This is a genomic window from Paenibacillus sp. FSL H8-0282, assembly GCF_037963825.1.
In the GTDB taxonomy this organism is placed as follows: Bacteria; Bacillota; Bacilli; order Paenibacillales; family Paenibacillaceae; genus Paenibacillus_AQ; species Paenibacillus_AQ odorifer.
Window position 1 is genome coordinate 3009510 of sequence record NZ_CP150146.1, and the last position, 23122, is coordinate 3032631.

Annotated in this window: 25 protein-coding genes; 19 read left to right on the forward strand and 6 right to left on the reverse strand. The window is 41.8% G+C overall.

Annotated elements, in window-relative coordinates:
* The first annotated feature begins 106 nt into the window (after positions 1-106).
* The 11 genes from NST94_RS13190 to NST94_RS13240 all read left to right on the forward strand — a co-directional run bounded on the left by NST94_RS13190 (position 107) and on the right by NST94_RS13240 (position 9316).
* The gene (locus NST94_RS13190; RefSeq protein ID WP_076126183.1) at positions 107-466 is read left to right on the forward strand and encodes a BlaI/MecI/CopY family transcriptional regulator; all 360 of its coding nucleotides are present in this window, start codon (positions 107-109) and stop codon (positions 464-466) included.
* Between the two features lie 11 nt (positions 467-477).
* Positions 478-2010: a M56 family metallopeptidase gene (locus NST94_RS13195; RefSeq protein WP_339190846.1), complete on the forward strand. Its 1533-nt coding sequence runs from the start codon at positions 478-480 to the stop codon at positions 2008-2010.
* A 135-nt stretch (positions 2011-2145) separates the two neighbouring features.
* Positions 2146-3249: a PRK06851 family protein gene (locus tag NST94_RS13200; protein WP_076183817.1), complete on the forward strand. Its 1104-nt coding sequence runs from the start codon at positions 2146-2148 to the stop codon at positions 3247-3249.
* A 148-nt stretch (positions 3250-3397) separates the two neighbouring features.
* Positions 3398-4114 carry an AzlC family ABC transporter permease gene (locus tag NST94_RS13205; protein ID WP_339282052.1) on the forward strand — a complete coding sequence of 239 codons (717 nt, stop codon included), beginning with the start codon at positions 3398-3400 and terminating at the stop codon, positions 4112-4114.
* Complete coding sequence (locus NST94_RS13210; RefSeq protein ID WP_036686713.1) at positions 4111-4422, forward strand: AzlD domain-containing protein; 312 nt, start codon at positions 4111-4113, stop codon at positions 4420-4422. Before NST94_RS13205 ends, NST94_RS13210 begins: the two co-directional genes overlap by 4 nt.
* 31 nt (positions 4423-4453) lie before the next feature.
* Positions 4454-5953 (forward strand): PLP-dependent aminotransferase family protein, encoded by a 1500-nt coding sequence (locus tag NST94_RS13215; RefSeq protein WP_339282053.1) that lies wholly within the window; start codon positions 4454-4456, stop codon positions 5951-5953.
* Between the two features lie 36 nt (positions 5954-5989).
* On the forward strand, positions 5990-6979 hold the full coding sequence (locus tag NST94_RS13220) for an ROK family protein (protein ID WP_339282054.1): 990 nt from the start codon (positions 5990-5992) through the stop codon (positions 6977-6979).
* Between the two features lie 80 nt (positions 6980-7059).
* Positions 7060-7329, forward strand: a complete 270-nt coding sequence (locus NST94_RS13225) for a PQ-loop domain-containing transporter (protein ID WP_076126195.1) — start codon at positions 7060-7062, stop codon at positions 7327-7329.
* A gap of 46 nt (positions 7330-7375) precedes the next feature.
* Positions 7376-8251 carry a serine/threonine protein kinase gene (locus tag NST94_RS13230; protein WP_280752838.1) on the forward strand — a complete coding sequence of 292 codons (876 nt, stop codon included), beginning with the start codon at positions 7376-7378 and terminating at the stop codon, positions 8249-8251.
* Positions 8252-8277: 26 nt separating this feature from the next.
* Complete coding sequence (locus NST94_RS13235) at positions 8278-8718, forward strand: NUDIX domain-containing protein (protein WP_280752839.1); 441 nt, start codon at positions 8278-8280, stop codon at positions 8716-8718.
* Between the two features lie 64 nt (positions 8719-8782).
* The gene (locus NST94_RS13240) at positions 8783-9316 is read left to right on the forward strand and encodes a hypothetical protein (protein WP_076305476.1); all 534 of its coding nucleotides are present in this window, start codon (positions 8783-8785) and stop codon (positions 9314-9316) included.
* 11 nt (positions 9317-9327) lie between these two features.
* On the opposite strand, the gene NST94_RS13245 is transcribed toward NST94_RS13240, so the two are convergent.
* Positions 9328-9762 carry a DUF4395 domain-containing protein gene (locus NST94_RS13245; protein WP_076126204.1) on the reverse strand — a complete coding sequence of 145 codons (435 nt, stop codon included), beginning with the start codon at positions 9760-9762 and terminating at the stop codon, positions 9328-9330.
* A gap of 1164 nt (positions 9763-10926) precedes the next feature.
* Here NST94_RS13245 and NST94_RS13250 point away from each other — a divergent pair.
* Positions 10927-11496 carry a TetR/AcrR family transcriptional regulator gene (locus NST94_RS13250; RefSeq protein ID WP_076186025.1) on the forward strand — a complete coding sequence of 190 codons (570 nt, stop codon included), beginning with the start codon at positions 10927-10929 and terminating at the stop codon, positions 11494-11496.
* A 50-nt stretch (positions 11497-11546) separates the two neighbouring features.
* Positions 11547-13001: a DHA2 family efflux MFS transporter permease subunit gene (locus NST94_RS13255; RefSeq protein ID WP_076130929.1), complete on the forward strand. Its 1455-nt coding sequence runs from the start codon at positions 11547-11549 to the stop codon at positions 12999-13001.
* A 195-nt stretch (positions 13002-13196) separates the two neighbouring features.
* On the opposite strand, the gene NST94_RS13260 is transcribed toward NST94_RS13255, so the two are convergent.
* The 4 genes from NST94_RS13260 to NST94_RS13275 form a co-directional block, all read right to left on the reverse strand.
* Entirely contained in the window at positions 13197-14015 is an 819-nt protein-coding gene (locus tag NST94_RS13260; protein ID WP_339282055.1) for an SDR family oxidoreductase, read from the reverse strand.
* Between the two features lie 59 nt (positions 14016-14074).
* Positions 14075-14608 carry a PadR family transcriptional regulator gene (locus NST94_RS13265; RefSeq protein WP_076186019.1) on the reverse strand — a complete coding sequence of 178 codons (534 nt, stop codon included), beginning with the start codon at positions 14606-14608 and terminating at the stop codon, positions 14075-14077.
* A 198-nt stretch (positions 14609-14806) separates the two neighbouring features.
* Complete coding sequence (locus NST94_RS13270) at positions 14807-15301, reverse strand: hypothetical protein (RefSeq protein WP_076186017.1); 495 nt, start codon at positions 15299-15301, stop codon at positions 14807-14809.
* A gap of 159 nt (positions 15302-15460) precedes the next feature.
* Positions 15461-16039, reverse strand: coding sequence for a hypothetical protein (locus NST94_RS13275; RefSeq protein ID WP_339282056.1), 579 nt, complete (start codon positions 16037-16039; stop codon positions 15461-15463).
* Positions 16040-16120: 81 nt separating this feature from the next.
* Between NST94_RS13275 and NST94_RS13280 the strand changes: the two genes are divergently transcribed.
* The 6 genes from NST94_RS13280 (at position 16121) to NST94_RS13305 (ending at position 22143) form a co-directional block, all read left to right on the forward strand.
* Positions 16121-16453 (forward strand): PadR family transcriptional regulator, encoded by a 333-nt coding sequence (locus NST94_RS13280; protein WP_036678319.1) that lies wholly within the window; start codon positions 16121-16123, stop codon positions 16451-16453.
* Positions 16450-17775 carry an FtsW/RodA/SpoVE family cell cycle protein gene (locus tag NST94_RS13285; protein WP_076301973.1) on the forward strand — a complete coding sequence of 442 codons (1326 nt, stop codon included), beginning with the start codon at positions 16450-16452 and terminating at the stop codon, positions 17773-17775. Before NST94_RS13280 ends, NST94_RS13285 begins: the two co-directional genes overlap by 4 nt.
* Positions 17776-17834: 59 nt before the next feature.
* Entirely contained in the window at positions 17835-18746 is a 912-nt protein-coding gene (locus NST94_RS13290) for a hypothetical protein (RefSeq protein WP_052097010.1), read from the forward strand.
* A gap of 14 nt (positions 18747-18760) precedes the next feature.
* The gene (locus NST94_RS13295) at positions 18761-19525 is read left to right on the forward strand and encodes a M15 family metallopeptidase (RefSeq protein ID WP_339282057.1); all 765 of its coding nucleotides are present in this window, start codon (positions 18761-18763) and stop codon (positions 19523-19525) included.
* A 130-nt stretch (positions 19526-19655) separates the two neighbouring features.
* On the forward strand, positions 19656-20396 hold the full coding sequence (locus NST94_RS13300) for a stalk domain-containing protein (protein WP_339282058.1): 741 nt from the start codon (positions 19656-19658) through the stop codon (positions 20394-20396).
* A gap of 247 nt (positions 20397-20643) precedes the next feature.
* On the forward strand, positions 20644-22143 hold the full coding sequence (locus tag NST94_RS13305) for an MDR family MFS transporter (protein WP_339282059.1): 1500 nt from the start codon (positions 20644-20646) through the stop codon (positions 22141-22143).
* Positions 22144-22214: 71 nt separating this feature from the next.
* Here the strand turns inward: NST94_RS13305 and NST94_RS13310 are convergent, their stop codons facing one another.
* Complete coding sequence (locus NST94_RS13310; RefSeq protein WP_339190878.1) at positions 22215-23108, reverse strand: DMT family transporter; 894 nt, start codon at positions 23106-23108, stop codon at positions 22215-22217.
* Positions 23109-23122 lie beyond the last annotated feature (14 nt).

A 23122-nucleotide genomic window follows, 5' to 3' on the forward strand; every position in this document is an offset into this window, starting at 1 on the left:
TTTTCTGTTGAAAATAACTATAGCAGCAGTGTTGACTTCGTCAAACTATTGGAGTAGTCTGTATCCGAGACCCAAACTATTGCAATAGTGTAAGGAGATGATTTAAATGACTATTAAACTTTTTGATTCGGAACTTAAAGTAATGGAAGTGTTATGGAAAGAAGGAGATAGGTCTGCCAAACAAATTTCTGATATTTTGAAGGCTGAGATTGGTTGGAATATGAATACAACTTATACTGTTATCAAAAAGTGTATTGGTAAAGGTGCAATTGAGCGCTATGAACCTAATTTTATGTGTCATGCGTTAATTGCTAAGGTGCAGGTACAAGAAATGGAGACAGATGAGCTGATTGACAAGGTGTTCAATGGTTCTGTCGACAAGTTATTTGCATCCTTACTTGGGCGTAAGAAATTATCTGCTCAACAGATTGAGAAGCTCAAACAAATCGTCGATAACGTTGAATGAGGTGATGGCCTATGAGCACCTTTATGAATATGAGTTTTACTGCTGCGGTGATGATCGTGGCTATTATTGTCATTCGATCGCTGGTCATCAATAAGCTGCCTAAGAAAACCTTTATGGTGTTATGGGGGGTGGTTGTATACAGACTACTGATTCCCTTTTCTTTGCCGTCACCATTTAGTATTTACACATGGGTTGATAGTTTACCTTTGAATAATTCGAACAATGTGACTTTCGTTAATCCGTCCTCCCCTCTAACCTTACCCATGAATCTAGTAGGTTCGACTTCGACTTCTGAGGTTCAGTCGATTAATAACCATTTGTCTTTTGCTATCTCGTCTATCTTAGTCATTTGGATAATGGGTATGGTTATTTCCGCATTGTACTTCATCATCACTTATGTGAAATGTCGAAGAGAATTTCATGCTTCTTTGCCTGTTGATCATCCAGTTGCTTTGAAGTGGCTAGATGAACATAAGTTGACTCGCACGATACAGATCCGGCAATTGGATTTAATCCGTTCACCCCTAACCTATGGAATTAAGCATCCAGTAATCCTACTGCCGAAAAATACAGACTGGAGTAATGTTGAGCAGATACAATACATTCTTATGCATGAACTAGTACATATTCGACGATTCGATCAGATAACGAAGCTGATATTAACAGCTGTTCTCTGTGTTCATTGGTTTAATCCGTTAGTGTGGGTCATGTATATGCTGGCTAATCGTGATATTGAACATTCCTGTGATGAAACGGTTGTGCGATCATTTGGCGAAACAACGAAAAGAGCTTATGCGATGTCTCTTATAACAATGGAAGAACGAAAGAATAAGCTAAACCCTTTAAGCAATCATTTTTCAAAAAATGCGATTGAAGAAAGGATTATGATGATTATGAAGATGAAAAAAACGACCACCTTTGCGACTGTTCTAGCCATTGTCTTAGTTGTTGGTGCTACGGCTGTTTTTGCAACCAGTTCAGCGAAGTCTGCTGGCTTGAACACGAATCAAGATTCATCTGTGTTGACTCGTGGGGACAATGATAATATTCAGTACTCAACGAATGGAGGAAAGACATGGATGAACCAAGTGGAGTATGAAGCAAAATATCCCGTTTCAGATGTAGAATGGTGGACTTATGATGAATACAAAGCTTGGCTCGAAGATGAAAAAATAGAACTCCCAAAAATAATTGGAGGAAAAGCATGGACCTCAGGAGATGGGTGGTTCACATGGACACAGAAGCGTGTGGATGATGTTATCGCTAGGTATGAAAAAAATCTTGCTGATATTAAGAACGGGACAAAAATTTCAAAGACCGTGAATGGTCAGGACGACATGATGTTGTCCTCTAATGCGACTGAAATAAGTACTTCTGTCTACAGTGAAACCATTTCGTCGGACAACGGTGAGGTTATCTCATTTGGCCCGTTTGACACGAAGGAAGAGCTTCTTGCTAAGGTTAAACCTTACTGTGAGCAACAAGTCAAGCAAGGAAATATGACGCAGAGGGAAGCGAAAGAGATACTGAGCAAATACAATTAAGAATAATCCAAGAGTGTGTTGTCACATAAATGTTAGATTCCTGCTTAACTTCGATTTCTAAAGCGTCACCCTTCCCGCAGAACGTTAATAAGATGAACAATGAAATATGACATCAGCCCGGAAAGGTGTGCGATTATGGACGGAACAATCCTGAATTTCTTTGCTGGCGGTAACACAGCTCACGGCTTCTCTAACCTCTATGAGTCGTCATTGCAAGGTTTAACACGTTTGTTTGTTTTAAAAGGAGGCCCCGGTACGGGGAAAACTAGAATCATTCGAGAAATTGGAGATCTTCTGGCTCAACAAGGTTATGAGATCTGGTTAATTCACGCAGCGTCAGATAATGATTCACTCGACGGAGTGGTTATTCCTGAATTAAAAGTAGGAATTATAGATGGTACGGCTCCACGGGTCATTAAGCCAGAATTGCCTGAAGAGGCCATCATACATGTGAATTTGGAGCAGGCCGTCGATACGCTCCAGTTAAGCCAGCGTTGTGTTGAGATCGACAGCTTAGTTGATCAGTACACGGAAGAGCATGAACTAGCTTATTCAGGCTTTGCTGAAGCACTCCGCATTCATGACGAATGGGAAGCGATTTATATTGCGACAATGAATTTCCAAGCCGCTGATGAGCTGACTCAGGAGTATATTCAACTTCTGTATGGTGATCAGAACTTCGAAAAAGTAAGCCGAGTGGATCACCGTTTTTTAGGTGCAGCTACGCCTAAGGGTGCAGTGGATTTTGTACCTAATTTAACCGCAGGGCTAAAAAGATATCTTGTAAAAGGTCGCGCGGGTTCCGGTAAATCTACACTTTTAAAAAAATTGGCGGCTGAAGGAATAAAACGTGGTGTCGATGTTGAGATTTACCACTGTGGTTTCGATCCGAACAGCCTTGATATGATTATCGTACGCGAGCTTGGGTTTGCTATTTTTGACAGCACAGCTCCGCATGAGTATTTCCCTGACCGTGCTACCGACGAGATTGTTGATATGTATTCACGGTGCATTCAGCCAGGTACGGATGAAGCTTTTGCCGAAGCCATCGCAGGTATTAAAGAGCGATATTCCAGCACCATGAAACAATCCATTCAACATCTGACAGATGCCAAAGTATTTTTGGATGAGTTAAAGACAATCTATGCCGCAGCTACAGATTTTGACCATGTAGATCAGATTAAATCACAAATTCAACAAGAAATCAGCGGGATTATGGAAAGTCCTCAGGAGGTTTAACCTTCATTAAAGATCGCTCTCTTAGCGGGCGGTCTTTTTTCTATGTCAAGAAATTGGTATGGTACATACGCACCCATGCGGTTATTTCCACCAGAATTGTATCCAAGTATGCTCTCTCTAGGGACAACGATAAGGGAGAGAAAAACTTATGAGTGATCAGAAAGTGATGTTTAGAACGGGTCTTAAGGATTCTGTAGCTATTGTTGCAGGATTTATTCCTGCTTGTTTTACGTTTGGATTGGTCGGTAAGGGATTAGGCCTGGGGAGTCTGGAAGTGTTCTTATTGTCAGCGCTCGTATTTGCGGGAGCCAGCCAATTTATTGGCGTAAAAATGCTTGCCGCTGGTGCCGCCGCTCCAATGATCCTGCTGCTTACGTTGATCATTAATTTAAGATATTTGTTTATCAGCCTATCTTTTGGGAGTCAGCTTGACCGTACAATCAATCCGCTGGCCAAAGTCTGGATTGGGTTCAGTTTAACAGAAGAAGTGTACGCTGTTAGTATGATCCCCCGCAATCATTCAAAAGAAAATATAACTCTTCCATATTTGCTGGGTCTACAAATTCCTCCGTATATAGCAAATTTGCTGGCAACAGCTGCGGGAATATCGCTGGCATCCTACATTCCGGCTATATACTTACCTGCTTTGAACACCTCATTATATGCCTTACTGATAGCACTAATAGTGCCACAACTAAAGGGAAGCATTCGGAATTTGGCCATATGTTTAGCAGCGGCGGGTTCTTCATGGCTTCTACATCCCGTACTTGGAAACTCCTCGATACTTGCAGCTATGTTTATGGGTATGGCAGTAGGCTCCTTATTTCGAGAGCAAGCTGAAGTAGAAAAGGAGGTATCCGTATGACTATTCTGATCATTATCGGGATGGCAATCCTTACATTTTCATTTCGTTTTGTACCTTTGCTGCTGACAAAGCATACGAATGGCTCTTCCAAAGTCCAAGCTTTGTTGGAATATTTGCCTATCGCGGTTCTTAGTGCTTTAACGGTTCCTGGGATATTTCAGGTGGACGCAGATGACAATCTTGTAGGTATCGCTTCGGGTATAGTCGCTGTTATACTGGTATTAATTAGGAAAATCCCGCTGTTACTCGTGATCTTAGGCGCTGTTTCTGCAGCACTAATTGTAAAAATCCTTACTATGAACCATTAAGAAAACCCGGATTAGAAGGGTAGGAAATCTTATGAAGCATGATTTGCTGATTACTCTCGATAAACAAAGACCCATTCCATTAAGCCGTCAAATTTATGAGCAGGTTCGTAATGCTATCCATTCAGGAGCTTTAAGTGGGGGGGATTCACTGCCTCCATCAAGGACTTTGGCTAATCAACTGGAAGTATCCAGAAGTGTAATTCTTCAATCCTACGAGCTACTTCAAGCAGAGGGTTATCTGGAGATGAGAAAAGGGGCAGGAACCTATATAGCGGGGCTGCCGGTGGAGGAGAAAGACCCCCAGGATTCTGAGAACCCTTACAATTTTATAACGAAAGGTCCTGATTTCCTTACACTCAATCCTTCTTCTATTATAGAAAACGACTTGAACACAGTATTATGTAATTTTCGGCACGGTGTACCTGCATGGGACGCTTTTCCAATGGATCAGTGGCAAAAAGCATTAATGAATGCCTGTCGTCGTGCATCTCCTGATACTTTGGGTTACGGCCCGGTCGAGGGCTCTTTGGGACTACGCCAAGAGATTGCACGTTTATTACGGTCTACTCGTTCGATGCCCGTGGTTCCGGAGCAAATTGTGATTACATCTGGGGCTACGCAGGCATTGGATATATTATCGAGAATTTTTGTTTCAAAAGGTGATCATGTTATTGTTGAAGATCCATCACATAACGTTGTGCGGGAGATTTTTTCGTTCGCTGGAGCGGTGGTTACACCCATAAGGGTTGACCTAGAGGGTATTTCTGTAGATGAGCTTCAAGTAAGCTGTGATACCATCAAAGAAGGTCCTCATAAAAAACCAAAACTAGCTTATGTCACTCCCTCGCATCAGTTTCCTTTCGGGGTGACCCTGTCGATGAAACGAAGAGTGCAGTTACTGGAATGGGCCAAAGCCAATCAAGCTTTTATTATTGAAGATGATTATGATAGTGAATACAGGTACGAGGGTCCGAAGCTTTCATCACTTGCTGGACTAGATGTTGACGGTAGAGTAATTTATGTAGGCAGTTTTAGTAAAGTGTTATTTCCTTCTCTGCGCATAGGTTATGTTGTATTGCCTCCGACTTTGATTCAACCTTTTTTGGCGGTCAAATGGATAACAGATCGTATGTCTTCTGCTCTGGATCAGGAAGCGTTGGCGGAATTTATTCAGAATGGACATTATGCAAGGCATGTTACACAGATGGGGAAACTTTATGCTGCCCGCAGGGCTTGTCTAGTAAAAAGTTTAGATGCTGAATTTGGCAGTCGTGTACGCTATTATGGGGAAGAGGCGGGTCTTCATTTATTAATTGAACTGGAATCCAATGCCGAAGAGTATCGTATAGCTGAATTGGCGTTACGATATGGAGTTCGGGTCTATCCTGCGTCTTCTTATTTCGTGGGCAGTAAACCTCAAGGTCCTGTCTTTCTACTTGGTTATTCTAATCTCACCGAGAATCAGATTAAGATGGGTGTGAACCGCTTGATGTTAGCTGAAACGGAAGCGGCAGTTAGTACTAGAACTTAATCGAAAGCGATAGAATATCTAATTCTGGAGGTTTTTATGAAACGGTATATGATAGGGATTGATCTTGGCGGAACCAATATTAAAGCAGGGATTTACGATACTGATTTTATAGCTGTAAAAGAAAGATCTATACCAACAGAGGCTGCTAAGGGCCCAGCCCATGTGTTGGGACGGATTAGAGAAGCAGTATGTTTAATCACGGATGAAGCGAATATTCCATTAGATTTGGTAGAAGGAATGGGAATCGGAGTGCCAGGATTACTTGATCCAGTAACGGGAATTTCTTTTTTCTCACCGAATTTTCCGGATTGGGAGCATGTACATGTTGTAGATGAGATGAAAAAATTCTATGACTTTCCTACTTTTATTGATAATGATGTTAGGGCTAATCTTTATGGTGAATGGCAACAAGGTGCAGGAAGAGGGTATAACAATCTGGTTCTGATTACCTTGGGAACGGGATTAGGGTCGGGTATTGTGAACGACGGAAAAGTGATCTACGGTACGTCTTATAGCGCTGGTGAAATTGGGCATATGAATATGTACAGGCACGGGCGTCCCTGCAAATGTGGAAGCTCCGGTTGTTTGGGGCGATATGTGTCCGCGATTGGCATGGTGAATACTTTTAAAGAGAAGCTGAAAGAAGGTCGAACAAGTATTATTCAGACTTGGACTAAGGATCAAGTTGAGCAAATTACCGCGTTAATGATATCTGAGGCTTACGAACTTGGAGACGCTCTCTCTATGGAAGTAATGCAGGAGACTGGAACTATACTTGGATTTGGATTAGCGAATGTTGTGAATATCCTCAACCCGGATCTTATTATTGTAGGCGGGGGAATGGCAGCGGCGGGAGATAAATTGCTCCAACCTGTAAGAGAGACTGTGCATCAGCATGCGTTGAAGCTATCAAGCAGTAAGTGTAAAATTGTTCAAGCAGAGCTTGGGAGTCGAGCAGGAACTATAGGTGCGGCCTCTTATGCGTATAGTAAGCTGCAAGATGCAGGGAAATTAAACTTTGCTTAGTGTTAATTGTTTTTTTACATGAAATGGAACCAGATCGGGCCGCCCGGAATACAACTGTATAAAACCGTGGAGGTGCTCTTATGTTTGCAATCATGCAATTAATAGGTGGAGTGATTCTTTCTTTGGGATGGATCCCGCAGATTGTTCAAATCCTCAAATCAAAATCCGTAGCCGATTTAAATCTCAAATCGTATTTACTTATGCTGCTCGGGATTAGTCTAATGGAAGCTTATGCGATCAGTTTGGCGGTTACGGGGGTTGGATTAGCTTTTTTGATTACGAATACGATGTCTTTATGTGTTGTATTGCTGGTTATTATTCTAGTGATTAAATATCGAACAAGACCATGAATGAAGCTTATAAATTTAATCTAGAAAGTGAATGCAGGAGGTTAATTTGCGCGAAAAAAATTATACATATGAAATCGATGCGGTAACTTTTCAATTGCAGGAAGCCTGTGATTTTGCTTGGTTAACTAAGCTGGGAAAAGTGTTTAAAGTGTTCGATCAGCAAGACTCCGGAAATCTTTCTTTTGGCGTGGAGCAGGATGGGAAGAAGTATTTTGTGAAATTTGCTGGGGCGAAACCTTTGACTTATGCCGGGAATCCTCGGGATGCCGTTAACCGTTTAATTGAAGCTATTCCGTTATATAACGAACTTAGATATGATGCGCTGATCACGCTACTGTCGCATTTTGAAGTTGAGTCGGGGTATGTAGCAGTCTTTGATTGGTTTGCAGGTGAATGTTTACATTCGCATTGGCTGTTTGCGGGAGAAGCGAAGCTGAGTCATCCGGAGTCGCCTTTTTTTCGTTATAAGCAATTATCCGTTGAAAAACGTCTGTCTTCATTAGATGTAATCTTTTCGTTTCACGAATATGTGGAGTTACAGGGTTATGTGGCTGTCGATTTTTATGATGGAAGTATTCTATATGATTTTGTAAACGATGAAACTAAAATTTGTGATATTGATTATTATAGACGTAAGCCTACTGTAAATGATCTAGGAGAGAACTTCTGGGGTTCATCCAGATTTAAGTCACCGGAAGAGTTTATCTTGGATGCACCGATTGATGAAGTTACGAATGTATTTAATATGGGCGCCACAGCATTTGTTTTGTTAGGAGGAGCATCCGATCGATCGTTTGCAAAATGGGAAACCAGCCAAGCCCTCTACGAGGTTGCTTTGCGGGCTGTCGGTGCGGTGAGGGAGCAGCGGTATCGGAATGTAGCGGAATATAAATTGGCTTGGGATGCGGCAAAAAATGTTTGAGGCTGGAGGGAAGGCGAGGGATATAATTGAAGGTAAACTTTTATGATTTGGATAAGGAAAAAGAAGTTGAGCTGAAGTACGTTGTTATTATAGTTAAACATGGTGAAGAATGGATCTTAGCGAGACATCAGAACCGTTCGACGTGGGAGTTTGCCGGAGGGCATATAGAGGTTGGCGAAATCCCGGAGCAGGCTGCTGCCAGAGAATTATATGAAGAAACGGGTGCGGAACAATTCTCACTTTTTCCAATAGCTATTTATAGGGTCACTAGTATCGACGCTCCAGAAAATTATGGTAAGTTATATTTTGCAAATGTGGAACAGTTCGCAGAACTTCCTCCTTATGAGATGGCAGAAATCAGAGGATTTACTGAGATACCAAAAGAGCTGACGTATCCCTTGATTTACCCAGCCTTGATATCAAAAGTTCAGGATTTCATTAACCATTCATCTTCAGCTGTAGGATAAGAATGATAGTCCTGCTGTTGTCACATGATATGATTAATAAATAGAACAAGCAGGAGGGATTTCATTGAAAAGAGACATTCAGCATGTACCCTATGGCTATGAGCCACCAGTTGAGCAACGTAAAGGGACTTTAGTGTTTTACGACTCTTTTGAACATATAACAGATCAAGAGCTTGAAGTGGCGGCAAAAACTGCAACAGACCGGCGTTTCACCAAACTGGTGTTATATCCACTTCATGAGGAAACGGTGCGACGGATGAGCAAAGAGCCGGTGAGCGCTTATTATAAGCGAGAGGACCGGCTGCATGAATGGAAAAGGGAGCAAGGGCGTAGCTTTATCACGGTAGAGAGTTTGGAAGGGAAGCGAAAGAAGTATACTCCGCTTGATTCAGCGTTGCGGCATCTTTTGGAGATCTATCCTTCGCCGATTTTTCTGTATTTAACGCCTGAGGTGGCGAATCAGTTTGCATCTTATTCTTCTTTTGAAGAGTGGATTGTAAAGATTCGGTTATTGTTGCCATCTGCACCTTCATCACTGCATCCACGGTTACTACAATTTCACCATCGCTGGGATGTTGTTGGAGAAGAGAGAGGTTAAGATTAACAAATTTAATTTGTGCTGCTTTGTTTACGTCTATAATTGTACATTCTCCATTGATAATGGATAAAACATCCGATACAAAAACCTAGGATTGCCACAGTGGCGGCCACCGCAACGAGCGCTGTGAAAATGTAAGCTGCGATCGTCCAGCCAACGATGAAGCTGATCAGACCCCCTGCGAGGCAGAAGACTGCTATGCTTTGATTAAACTGTTGTTGTGACCAGTCTTCGAGTACATAGTGGGAACGCTCTTTTGTCAGAAACCTGGCAGCTAGCTTAATGATGGGATTATAACCGAACAAAAGACCGAGCAATCCGGCAAACAAGGGCAGCGCTAGTATCCAGTGTTGTCCTGTTAGCCAGGTTAATATTACAGAAATGACGATAAACGCCTGATTAGTTTTTACTAATGGCCGGGGAATTCCTTTGGGCACGTTTTGCATTTTATTCATACCTTTCACATTGGAATAATTATAGTATACGCTGTGATTGTGGGAATGGGAAGTAGATAATTTCAAGCGGACATGGGGTGTCGGGAGTTAATTTAGTGAGGGAGAGAGAAGGTATGGAGATGGCTGGAAGCGGGGGGGAATATGGGGCGGATGGAGGTAGGTGGAGCAGATGGGCGGATGAAGCAGACGGGCTAGATGGGGGCAGATGGAGCAAATGGGGCGAGTGGGGACAGAAGGAGCAGATGGGCTGGATGGAGGCAGGTAGTAATTTATTGAGAAAATACAGATGGACATTAATAGCATCCCACCCCAAGCACATTACGTCCTCACCTCCTCTCCACAGCACATTGGGCCTTCTCTCGTTCACACCATCTCCTGCACACCATCTCCTGCACACCATCTCCTGCACACCATCTCCTGCACACCATCTCCTTCACCTCATCTCATTCACTCCATCGGACCCCAGAGTCCTTATATGCTGGAAAAGTAACCTTTTGAGTAATTATCGGACCCCAATGCAGCTATGAGCACAAAAAGGGATGAAAGCAGTCCGGTTTGAGGGGAATAGCGACGGTGAGGTCCGGAAAATTGTGAAAAGACATGATTTAGCGCAAATAGCTGCATCTGAGTCCGATAGGAATGTTAGCTTGAGAGCAAGTGTAGTACAGGGAAAACAAAAGTGTGGGAGTAAGTGTGAAGCAAGGGAGTACACGGACAAATGCATACGCGGAAATAGTGTGAGGCAAGTGTGCGACCTAATGAAGCTAATAGCTCGATGAGAAGTAAATGTGAAGTAGAAGGATGTACGAAGTTAGGAGCTATCGGACCCCAGAGTCCTTATATGCTGGAAAAGTAACCTTTTGAGTAATTATCGGACTCCATTGCAGCTATGTGCACAAAATGGGATGAAAACAGTCCGGTTTGAGGGGAATAGCGACGGTGAGGTCCGAAAATGAGCCCAAAAGCATGTTTTAGCGCAAATAGCTGCATCTGAGTCCGATAGGGAGGATGGAGCTAACCCAACCAACCCAACCCAACCCCCACGATCTTCCACCAAAATTACTTTGAATTTAAGTAATTTATGTGTTGACATATCTCTTTGAAATATGGTTTTATTATGTAGACCAATTGTTATAATGCAAAGGAAGTGTCAGCTTGTCGAACAAGCCGAATACGCGTGAGGCGATTTTGGACACAGCTTCGAAATTGTTTTTTTCTCAGGGATATCATGCAACAGGACTGAATCAGATTATTAAAGACAGCGATTCACCGAAGGGGTCTCTTTATTACTACTTTCCTCACGGTAAAGAAGAACTGGCTTTGACATGTATTAACCGGACTAGTGAAGTTGTCGCTCAGAAGCTTAGACATCATATGGAGAACAGCAAGAGTGCGTCTGAGGCAATGGAGGATTTCATTCTAGGAATGGCTAAAGATGCTGTGGAATCCTCATACGAAGGGATTGTTCCGTTTAGTTTTTGGTTGGCGGCGGAGACATCCTGTATTAGTGAGGAGCTGCGGACTGCATGTAAATCTGTGTTTATGGACTTGCAGGATGTGATCAAGAAACGTCTTTTGGATGAGGGCGTAGAGAACAAGCCCGCGGCCGATAAGGCTTCAGTGGTAATCTCTTTATTTGAAGGGGCGCTTCTCCAGACGCTGACTTTTCGGGAGGAACAACCGCTTCTCGCGGCGGCAAAGTTTATCCCAGTAATACTTGGTTAGATACAGACAAATAGATAAGATTATCAGGAGGATTAAGGGTGGAAGCAACTATGCAAGGGAATCAACAAAAAGAGGTCAAGAAGTTTAAGACTATTCCAATTCTTGTCTCTTTATTATTAGCAGGTTTTATCGGAATGTTCAGTGAAACGGCATTAAATGTTGCCTTAAGCGATCTTATGAATGTCCTACAAATTACCCCAGCAACGGCACAATGGTTGACAACAGCTTATCTGCTTACACTGGGTATATTAGTACCAATTTCGGGGATGCTGCTTCAATGGTTTTCGACGAGACAGCTGTTTATAGCGGCTTTATGTTTTTCAATCCTAGGAACATTCCTAGCGGCAGTATCACCTAACTTTGAGTTCTTACTTACAGCAAGAGTGGTTCAAGCTATGGGAACAGCGCTTCTGTTACCACTGATGTTTAATACAATCCTTATCATCATTGCTCCTGAAAAACGTGGGGCAGCAATGGGGATGATCGGTCTGGTTATCATGGTTGCTCCGGCGATTGGGCCTACCATTGCTGGACTGCTTATTGAAAGCCTCAGCTGGCACTGGATCTTCTGGTTGTCATTGCCATTCTTAGTGATTGCATTGATATTCGGGATTCTGTTCATGCAGAATGTAACAAAGGTGACGAAACCGAAGATTGATATCCTTTCTATTGTCTTATCTTCACTCGGGTTTGGCGGTATTGTGTTTGGTTTCAGTAGCGCCGGGGAAGAAGCGGGCTGGGGAAGTCCGAAAGTGATCATTGCGATCATCGTAGGTGTAGTAGCACTGTTATTGTTTGGACTTCGTCAAATGAAGATGAAGGAGCCAATGATTAATCTGCGTGCTTTTAAATATCCAATGTTCGCTATTGGTGTAGCTATGGTATTTATCTGTATGATGGTTATTCTGTCCTCCATGTTGATTCTTCCGATGTACCTTCAACAAGGACAAGGTTATACAGCTTTCAAAGCGGGTCTGTTGCTGCTTCCAGGTGGAATTATAAACGGATTGATGTCCCCAATTATGGGTCGTATGTTTGATAAATACGGTCCGAAATGGCTCGTGATTCCAGGTCTGATTATTGCAGCAGTAGCCTTGTGGTTCTTCTCCAGTATTACTGTAGCTTCTACGGTTGTGTTCGTAATCGTACTTCACAGTACGCTTATGATTGGTATTTCAATGGTATTTATGCCGGCACAGACGAATGGTATTAACCAGTTGCCACTAGAACTTTATCCAGATGGTACAGCTATTATGAATACACTGCAGCAGGTTGCTGGTGCCATTGGTACTGCATTAGCAGTCAGCATTATGACCGCGGGTTCAAAAAGCTACATGAAAACTGTGGAGAACCCAGCAGATCCAGCTAATATGTTACCTGCGTTCACGAACGGTGTACAAAATGCTTTTATTTTCGGAATGAGTATGGCGATTGTAGGACTAATTCTTGCTTTCTTCATAAAAAGAGTAGTTGTTAATCATAAAATGAATACCCCGATGCATTAATAAATAAATTTGACGCAAGAAAAGGTGTGCGAATAGGTTAGTTTGTAAAATCCCCTTAGGATTGACAGTGAAAAAAAGTTCATGATCTCATGGACTTAACACTGTTGATCGAAGGGGATTTTTTTGTTCGCAATAAGAAAGAGGACCACTCCTCGGTAGAATACCGAAAAGCGACTCCACTTAAAGCTTTCTTTTTTAAGAAAAATGCTGGGATATATTAGTCAGATATTCTTCTTCGGCCGTATTTTCTTTCATTTGAATGAGCATTTTTGCATCTTCACCAACAACATATCGGAATTGACTTGTCCCATCTGTAGCGGCTTGATATATTGTTTCCGCAACAAGTTCTGGAGGCGAAGCATACGCAGGTTGTTTTTCCATCTCACCCAATTTACTCAAAAATGCAGTAGTAAAAGGTTTATATTCCGTTAATGCTTCATTAAAAAAGAACTCCATCGATCTACCACCAAAGTCTGTCTGAATGGCACCAGGTTCAATTAACTTTACTTTGATGTTTTGTGATGCTAATTCATAAGATACGGATTCAGAAAAACCTTCTACGGCGAATTTCGTTGAATGATACAGAGACATTGTAGGAAAGGTTACTTTTCCACCCATAGAAGAGATATTGATCAGCAAACCATCTTGATTAGCTCTAAAATGTGGCAGCATGGCTTTTGTCATACTGATAAGACCAAAAACGTTGACTTCAAACTGTCTTCTGATCTGCTCATCTGTAGCTACTTCTATAAGTCCCATTGTTCCATAACCAGCATTATTGAGAAGAACCTCAATTTTACCGAACCGTTTGATCGCCTCCTCTAACGCAGGTTGAATCGTGTCTGCTTTCTCAACATCGAGCCGTAACACCAACACATTATCAAGTGTAGTGAATTCACTTTCTTGTTCAGGTGAACGCATCGTGGCTACCACATTCCATCCTCTTTCAGCAAAATGTTTTGCTGTAGTTCTACCGATACCAGACGAAGCACCCGTTATAAAAATTGTTTTCATCTACAATTCCTCCTAAAAGTTTTATGAGCGGTACATCTTAACCTGGTTCGTATTAAAACTCACTTCGTAAGTACTAACTTCTCCATGTTTAACAATCCCTCAGCAATGGTTGTTAGTTTAGCCTTATATTCTTCTATGCCAATTTGAATGCAGATGATCTGTGCTGGATGCATTTCATCTTTATAAAGCGAATACTGAGCGAGTAATTGATCTAACTTATGTTGTGATTCCTCTTGAGCTTGCTTCAACCAAATAATCACCTTCTCATACCCGACAAATTCACCAAAATAAAGCCTCATCATAAAATCAGATTTCTTAATACTGTCAGCCTCTAGTGGGGCTAGTAAATAGGCATTAAAACTATCTCTTCCTTTATCCGTGATGTTTAAAAGATTTTTATTAGGCTTACCTTCCTGAGGTATGTTTTCCTTAGTAATCAGACCCTCATTTTCCATGCGAGCAAGTGTAGGGTAAATCGTTCCATAACTAGAACTATAGAAATTAGAGAATATTTCCTCCAATAACTGCTTTATTTCGTATCCAGTCAACGATTTTTTCATAAGCATGCCTAAAATAACATCCTGACTGTTCAAAATAGGGCCTCCTTTAATTGTATATCGTTATCACAATATATCAGACCTTTATATATTGAGTCAATATATATTGGACGGATACTTGGAGTTGTTTTTTTATGTATTCATAATAATTAAGAGACATCCCGAAAAAACGACGATCGCTCCCTGGCAGAATACCGGGGAGCGATCGTCATTTAATTCTCACTTATTAAATTTTCATTGTGTCCATTCCATCATATATACTCGTTGTAACTCCACGTTAAGGATCACGATACAGTAGCTACCATCATCTTTTTTCTTATAGTAATACAATCCTCTTTCTTCGAGTTCTATAGGGTTAGCCCAAAATAATTTTTCGTATTTTTCTTTTTCATTTGGATAAATGGCAATCACAGAGTCTTTGAAACTTGATATTCTCTCTTTTAAGGGGTCAATGGATTCAACATTGAGGGGATGCCAAAATGCTGCGTTTTTGATTTCTTTGAATTGCTTTTCGTCATAATCTAATAAGTAATAGCTTTCGCCATCCCCATGGAAACTGGGTGGACTTTCAAATATCACCTTTGACTCTGTAGGTTTAGAGATCGATATGCCCCAATTTATCTTCCACGTCTCATAATAGTTCATTGAATTGTTACGGAGCATATATCCAACGAAAATAAATATGAAAAGAACGGTAAAACTCAAGATTGTTATTGTTGTTTTTCTCATCGTTGATCTCCTCAACATGCAGCTTGTATTACCATTATTATACATGAATGAGGAGGGAATAAGGGCTTTCTTAATAGAAACTTTACATACATAGATTTACGATGTATAGTTGTCCTAGGTATAAAAGGATAACTAATATTCATGATATACAGATATTAGTCATGGGAAAAAAAGCAAATCAACGGTATAAATCCCGTAGAATGAGCGGAATCCGGTCCGAGGAAGCAGATCAACGGTATAAATCCCGTAGAATGAGCGGAATCCGGTCCGAGGAAGCAGATCAACGGTATAAATCCCGTAGAATGAGGCGATTCCGGTCCGAGGTAGCAAATCAACGGTATAAATCCCGTAGAATGAACCGAATCCGGCTCGACGAAGCAAATCAACGGTATATATCCCGTAGAATGAGCCGAATCCGGCTCGACGAAGTAAATCAACGGTATATATCCCGTAGAATGAGCCGAATCCGGCTCGACGAAGCAAATCAACGGTATATATCCCGTAGAATGAGCCGATTCCGGTCCGAGGTAGCAAATCAACGGTATAAATCCCGTAGAATGAGCCGAATCCGGTCCGCAGAAGTAAATCAACGGTATAAATCCCGTAGAATGAGCCGAATCCGGTCCGAGGAAGCAAATCAACGGTATAAATCCCGTAGAATGAGCCGAATCCGGCTCGACGAAGCAAATCAACGGTATAAATCCCGTAGAATGAACCGAATCCGGCTCGACGAAGCAAATCAACGGTATAAATCCCGTAGAATGAGCCGAATCCGGTCCCACGCCAATTGTAAAGTTAGAATTTAGGAGGTGTTAGCTGTTGAAAGTAAGTAAAGAGATGCTGAAGGGCAGTACGGGTACGTTAATTCTGACTCTTTTACTGGAGAAGCCATTATATGGTTATGAGTTAATCAAAGAGCTGGAGCTGAGATCACAGGGTGTTTTTTCATTAAAAGAAGGAACCTTGTATCCAATTCTGCATGCGATGGAAAGTGAGCGCTGGGTAGAGGCTTACTGGATGGAGGTAGAGGGAAGGAAGCGTAAATACTATAGAATTCTGGATGAAGGTAAAGAGAAACTCAAGGAGAAAAAAGCAGAATGGGTTATGTTTAAAGGTGCAGTTGACTCCGTTCTGGGAGAGGGTGGTGTATGATGAAAGAGAGGCAGCAGCAATTTTTGGATGAAGTGTGTGCAGAGATTAAAGCGAAAAAAACTCACCCAGAGATACGTCAAGAATTAGCTAGTCATCTAGAAGATTTAATTTGTGAAAAAGAATCAGACGGTGTATCACGGGAAGAAGCCATAGCTTGGGCGATCGCACAAATGGGGAACCCGCAAACGTTAGGAAAGGAACTTCATCTAATACATAAACCACATGTACCTTGGGAATTGTTTGGTGTTGTAGCTTTATTATCCGCGATCAGTCTGATCGGAATGAGTTCTGTGGATGTAGGCTACAGTGATATTGTTAAAGGTGCTTTTTTGGATAATGCGTTTAGACGCCAAGCGATAAATATACTCATTGGAATTGTATTGATGTTTGGATTGTATTTCATTGATTTCAGAAAGCTGAGAAGTTTCTCGTGGGTATTATACGGAACATCAATAGCAGGAATTCTGTCGAGTATATTCTGGGGGATAACAATAAATGGAGTAAATTATGGTCCTAGGATTTTTTTGATCTTACCTGATATGACATCCTATCGTCCTTATGTTTTGATAGTCGCGTTAGCAGGGATTTTAGTGAATCGTAAGGAATCGGCTAAAAAGAAAACTTGGCGGAGTGGGTTGTTCGACACAAGCCTTCTGTTAGCACCTGCATGGCTTCTTATCTCTTTAAACTCTCTTCCAGAGCTTGTAGTGTATCTAATCTCTTCACTACTATTATATGTATGGATTACTCGCGATTGGATAAAGAGTGTAGTATTATTAGGGTTCTTTGTAATAGTTGGACTAATGTTCATCTTCAATAGCGACTACCTGATGGCCAGAATTATTAGTGCAATAAATCCATCTTTAGATCCAGAAGGTTATGGCTATATCTATCAAGTAATGCGTGAAGTTATTAGTTCAGCGGGTTGGTGGGGGCACGGATTCGGAGCAGTAGAACAAAAGCTGCCGTATGTCTACTCAGATATGTTGCCTGTCTATCTTATTCATTGTTTTGGTTGGGCGGGGGCGCTGCTTTTGCTTGCAGTTATCTCCTGGTTCTTTATCAAGCTTCTATCTACGATACGAGCGATTCGTGAGCCCTATGGACAAGCTTTAGTGTTGGGTTTGGCATTTTTACTAGCCATAAGACTAACCTATGGTCTTGCTGTTTTGAGCGGCGGAATGATGTTGACTTCTATCCCGTTCCCTTTCCTGAGCTATGGGAGTCATGTATGGTTTGAATATGCGGCTATTGGACTTTTGATGGGAATTTATCGTAGGAAGGATATTGGAGCCGTCCAGGATAATACTGTACTGCGTTAGATTCAGGATCCTCTCGTATGTCTAATTATTAAGTATGAATACTTAAGGGAGGTCTTTTAATGGGATGGAAAAAAACAGGCTTGTTAAGTGTTGCCTTTGCCCTAGGCTCTATGGGAGGGTTTGGGAGTATACATACAACTGATACTGTAGCTGCCGCAACTGTGAAAGAATCTGCAAAAGTCTATAACCAATTCCAACAATATGTACAGAAACCGGCATCTCTTGCTAACGCACGGAATTATTTGATTAACCATATCAAAGAAGTGGATACCTGGACAGCAACTCAGATGACACTCCAGCTCGAAAATGCACAGAAGGCATATTTACCTGTGTACTCTGAGAAGGTTTTTCCGGAGAATGTTCAGAAAGAGATAAATAATGCTTTTTCCAAAAGCAAAAATCTAACCTACAGCACACTCCTTAATGCGATCAAAGATGCTAATGTACGCAATATGTTAATTGAAGGACGGGATAAGGGGTATAAGCTGGAGACTAGTGAGGGCATGTACTATCCAGTGATGCATTATGAGGGGTTCAAAAGCTTTAAGCCGTATGTCACGAAGGACATCGCTGCTTATATAGACATCATGGCCACTGAATCGAATCAACCAAGTGTTTTTGATGCAGCTATTGTGATTAGTTGGACAGAGTTAACGAACAGGGCGCTTGCACTGGAGGATTTTGTGACGAAATACCCAGCTTCCAATCGGTCAACCGTTCTTCAAAAAGAGCTGCTCAATGCAACTTCACGCTTATTATATGGATCAAGCAACACACCAGCTTATGACTATGATGAGCAAGTAATCAAACCTGAAGTAAAGAAGGCGTATGAGAATGCATTAAAAGGAAACAAAGGCGACACCAGAATCCTAATGATTTTAGAAAAACTACTACAGTTACTTGATTCCACGAATAATAAACTCACACCTGAAGTGGAGAAATTTCTGAATCAAACGGTTAATTCGAAATGAAAAGGCGGGATCTATTGAGAAGCGGATTTAGAGGAACAAAAATCATAGTTTTCGCATTTGTGCTGTTGTTATGGATAAACACTATTTTTATGGGCAGTGCAGATGCAGCTTACGTTGGATCATCTACAGACAATGTACTGCAGCAAATGCAGCTGGAGAAGAAAAACCGTCTGCCGCAAGGATTTGTCTATTTGGATGAAGTGATACCTACTGCCCAATTTGAAATTCGCTATTACGGAGACAATAATTTTGTAGGGAAGCGGATTGATGGTTATAAAGCGCCTTTAGCGATCTTTTCACAGACTGCAGCTACAGCCTTGAAGGCAGTAAGTGAGGATTTAGCCAAAAAAGGATATATCCTAAAAATCTATGATGCTTATCGTCCGCAGACCGCGGTGAATCATTTTGTAAGATGGTCACAGAATTCCGCGGATACTAAGATGAAGCAGCAATATTACCCGCTACTGGATAAACGTAATTTATTCAAACTCGGATTTATAGCGAAAAAATCAGGACATTCCCGTGGCAGTACCATCGATTTAACGATCGTCAATAAAGAGACCGGTCTAGATGTAGATATGGGCAGCCCGTTTGATTTTTTCGGAGATATCTCTTTTTATGATACATCGTTAATCACCAAGACTCAGAAAGCAAATCGCGCAATTCTCAAAGAGGTTATGGTGAAGCAAGGCTTTAAACCTTATAGTAAGGAATGGTGGCATTTTACGCTGATAAAAGAACCTTTTCCTAAGCAGTATTTTGACTTCAAGGTGGAATAATCATTTCTAAAGAAGTGGCTCAACATAATGTTGAACGGCTTCTTTTTTTTCTTGGCTTGATTATCCTTTGGATTAGCACATGCTGGAAACGCACATAATACTTGTAATAACTAAAGGGAGGTTTCGAGCGATGATCAAAATGGCAGCGGTTGTTGTGTTAGGTGTTCTGTTTTTAACTAATGGATTTGGTGGATTTGCCGCTCCAACAGTATGGGCAGACTCCGGCCAGGTTAGCGTGATTTTGAATGGTAAACTACTGGAAACTGATCCCCATTCAGCCTACAATAAGGGTTCCACGGTCATGATTCCGCTCAGAGAGGCTTCCAATGCATTGAAATATACAACAACATATCAAAAAAGTCCAGAAACTATAACGCTAACAAGGATAAATGAAATAATTAAATGGAAGCTTAACGAACATTTAGTTAGCATCAATAATGCACAAGAGTTGGTTTTTAAAGATGATTTCGAATTCAGACAGGATCATATCTATGTTCCAATCTCCTTTTTTAAGACAATTGGTTTAGTAACCTCATATGATGGGGAGTCCAATCAAGTTGAAGTGTATACCCCTGAAGTGACAGCGAGTGTTATAGCGGGGTTACTGGTCGGCGGTAAATATAATGAATTATCGGAGCGATATCATTATGATGTGGTCGTAAATAAGCCAAGCTCAAATGGAGTACTGGAAGACTGGAAGCAAATTACGGTAAAAGCCGGGAATTATCATGGGATTAAATCTACAAAAAGTAGCTATAACGAGGATCAATTTTCTATCCGCTGTGTATTGGATTTTGCAGAGACAGAGATTCCACTTGAAATTATTTTGAACACATCGGGCAAAATTATAGAATTAAGAGAGATGCTCTAATCGGAAAATGATTCCATGATGACTATGCACATTTCCCAAGCGAGAAGATTTTAGGGGATTATGCATAGTCTTTTTGCTGTTCTAATATACTTTCCCAGATAATTTCTGAAGGGTATCGTAAACCCGATGTGTTTTTAATGTAAAAAATGGTTTTATTTGTTGACTTCCAGATTCATCGAATGTAAATTAAAATTTGAAATAATCAATAAAGCATTTAATTAAATTAGAGAAATGAGTGGAGTACTGGATGACAAAAACAATGACTGGAATGAGTTCTGCAGAAGAGCAACCCTTTTCGTTAAAAGCAATCATCCCCCCGCTTCTTGCTATTATTGTCGGTATGATTATGGTTATTCTGGATGGTACTGTTGTGAATGTGGCCGTTCCCAAGCTGGTTGATTATTTTGCTTCCGATCTCAAAACGATTCAGTGGGCGATTACGGGTTATACTTTAGCTTTAGCGGCTGTAATCCCACTCGCGGGCTGGATGACCGATCGTTTTGGATCAAAACAAGTTTTTCTGGCAACTCTTACGATGTTTATTCTTGGCTCTATGTTATGTTCGGTTGCACAAAGTTCATCTCAGCTCATTATTTTTCGAGTCATTCAAGGTCTTGGCGGGGGGATGGTTGCTCCCATTGGGATGGCGATGGTTTTTAAATTAGCTCCAGTAGAACGTCGAGGTTCTATTATGGGGATGCTTGGTATTCCAATGCTTTTAGCACCGGCACTCGGTCCAGTCTTATCCGGTTGGCTGGTGGAGTACGTAAGCTGGCACTGGATCTTTCTGATTAATGTACCTATTGGAATTGTTGGTATTATTCTTGGTGTTAAATATTTGCCGAAGTCTGAACAAAAGAGCAAAGGCAAACTCGATATCCTAGGCATTATCCTTGCCCCAATTGCCTTCTCTATGTTGGCTTATGGGGTGAATGAAGGCGGTGGAACAAGCTGGTCGTCTACTCCCGCTATTGTTGGCTTATCTGTTGGAGGGGTTGCATTGATCCTTCTTGTCATTGTGGAGCTGCTTCACAAAAATCCGCTTTTACAACTGCGAGTTTTCCGTTCGTCGGATTTCACTCGAGGTATTATTTTAACTTGGGTTATGCAAGCTGCTTTGTTTGGGTCCATGTTATTTGTGCCCCTTTACCTGCAGCAGATTCGAAGCTATACCCCGCTGGAGACCGGCCTGATTCTACTTCCGCAGGCTTTAGCTTCAGCAATCGGAATGCCGATTGGCGGCAGGTTGTTTGATAAGATCGGGGCTCGTCCACTGGCGTTTGTTGGACTTAGTATCATTACGGTCACCTTGTTCCTGTTATCCGGAATTAGTGTTACAACAAATTTATCGTTAATTATGACATACCTCGGTTTCTTAGGCTTTGGGATGGGTCTAACGATGATGCCTTTGAATACTCATGTTTTGAATGCTGCTCCACGTGAATGGGTGGGAAGTGTAACTTCACTTACTGCTGCTGCTCAACAAGTCGTTGTTTCATTTGCTATAGCTGGAATGACAGGTTACCTGACTAGTCAGATCGCTGTTCACATGGGAGCACTGAAAGCGGGAAGTAATCCTTTGACAGCCGCAGTTAGTGGTTTTGATGATGTGTTCTTCCTGTCTGGCTGCATAGGTGTGGTAGGTGTATTGATGAGTATTATTTTGCGCAAGCCTAAGCTTTCCACTGGAGATCCTTCCTCTGGAGAGGGACAGAAGGCAGATGCGGCGATGATGATGGGGCATTAATTGAACCCAAAAACATAGATAATATAGAAAAGGCGTCGTTCAGCTTGTATAGTTGAACGACGCCTTTATTGTTATAAATGCTCTGGTTTCTTCTGAGCCCACGATGCGGGGAGAGTTGCTTTACCAAGCAGCTCAGAAGCCACGATTCCCAGCAGAACAAGCGCTGCGCCAGCATAGCCTTGCATCGACAACTTCTCAGCAGCGAACCAATAACCAAACATCGCAGCGAAGACCGGCTCAAGGGAGAAGATTAGTCCGGTGCGGGTTGGTGAAGTATATTTTTGAGCAATAGGTTGCAGGATGAAGCCACAGGCACTGCATAGGATACCAAGCGCTAGAATTGCTGCCCAACCTGGCAAAGTAGAGGGGAGCGAAGGTGTCTCGAAGATTGCGGACAACACTAAGGCCAACCCTCCGGCAAATCCTAACTGCAAGATTCCAATATTCAGGGAATCACATTCTTTTACCGCCTTGCCTGTAAATAAGATCTGTACCGCATAGAACACTGCCGAAAGAATACACAGAAAGTCACCCGGTTGAATAGTTAAGGTTGCATTTAAGGTAAGAAGTCCAATCCCGGCTATGGCGAGGATGGAGCCGAACACTTGCGGAGGTGCAACTCTTTTTTTGAAAATAACTCGATCCAAGATCGGTACAAAAATAACCGTCAATGCAACTAAAAATCCTGCGTTTGAGGTGGTGGTTGTTTGAAGTCCGAAGGTTATACATGTGAATACGCCTAGCAGGAGGAATCCGAGGAGAGCACCATATTTTAATGTTCTCATGTCTACTCGTCTTAATCGTTTGTGGAATATCATAGCGGCTAATATAAAAGCAAGTCCGAAGCGGAGTGCAATCAGATTGAATTCGCCTAACGTACCTAACCCCATTTTCATAAATATGTAGGAGGAGCCCCAAAATAATGTTACAACTAACAGCAGCAGCTCAGCTTTGAGCGGTTTCATCTCTTCATCCATCC

Bases quoted from the DNA above. Each gene is read 5' to 3' on its own strand.
- NST94_RS13190 (WP_076126183.1), top strand. From the start codon at position 107: ATGACTATTAAACTTTTTGATTCGGAACTTAAAGTAATGGAAGTGTTA.
- NST94_RS13195 (WP_339190846.1), top strand. From the start codon at position 478: ATGAGCACCTTTATGAATATGAGTTTTACTGCTGCGGTGATGATCGTG.
- NST94_RS13200 (WP_076183817.1), top strand. From the start codon at position 2,146: ATGGACGGAACAATCCTGAATTTCTTTGCTGGCGGTAACACAGCTCAC.
- NST94_RS13205 (WP_339282052.1), top strand. From the start codon at position 3,398: ATGAGTGATCAGAAAGTGATGTTTAGAACGGGTCTTAAGGATTCTGTA.
- NST94_RS13210 (WP_036686713.1), top strand. From the start codon at position 4,111: ATGACTATTCTGATCATTATCGGGATGGCAATCCTTACATTTTCATTT.
- NST94_RS13215 (WP_339282053.1), top strand. From the start codon at position 4,454: ATGAAGCATGATTTGCTGATTACTCTCGATAAACAAAGACCCATTCCA.
- NST94_RS13220 (WP_339282054.1), top strand. From the start codon at position 5,990: ATGAAACGGTATATGATAGGGATTGATCTTGGCGGAACCAATATTAAA.
- NST94_RS13225 (WP_076126195.1), top strand. From the start codon at position 7,060: ATGTTTGCAATCATGCAATTAATAGGTGGAGTGATTCTTTCTTTGGGA.
- NST94_RS13245 (WP_076126204.1), bottom strand. From the start codon at position 9,762: ATGCAAAACGTGCCCAAAGGAATTCCCCGGCCATTAGTAAAAACTAAT.
- NST94_RS13255 (WP_076130929.1), top strand. From the start codon at position 11,547: ATGCAAGGGAATCAACAAAAAGAGGTCAAGAAGTTTAAGACTATTCCA.
- NST94_RS13260 (WP_339282055.1), bottom strand. From the start codon at position 14,015: ATGAAAACAATTTTTATAACGGGTGCTTCGTCTGGTATCGGTAGAACT.
- NST94_RS13270 (WP_076186017.1), bottom strand. From the start codon at position 15,301: ATGAGAAAAACAACAATAACAATCTTGAGTTTTACCGTTCTTTTCATA.
- NST94_RS13285 (WP_076301973.1), top strand. From the start codon at position 16,450: ATGATGAAAGAGAGGCAGCAGCAATTTTTGGATGAAGTGTGTGCAGAG.
- NST94_RS13290 (WP_052097010.1), top strand. From the start codon at position 17,835: ATGGGATGGAAAAAAACAGGCTTGTTAAGTGTTGCCTTTGCCCTAGGC.
- NST94_RS13300 (WP_339282058.1), top strand. From the start codon at position 19,656: ATGATCAAAATGGCAGCGGTTGTTGTGTTAGGTGTTCTGTTTTTAACT.
- NST94_RS13305 (WP_339282059.1), top strand. From the start codon at position 20,644: ATGACAAAAACAATGACTGGAATGAGTTCTGCAGAAGAGCAACCCTTT.
- NST94_RS13310 (WP_339190878.1), bottom strand. From the start codon at position 23,108: ATGAAACCGCTCAAAGCTGAGCTGCTGCTGTTAGTTGTAACATTATTT.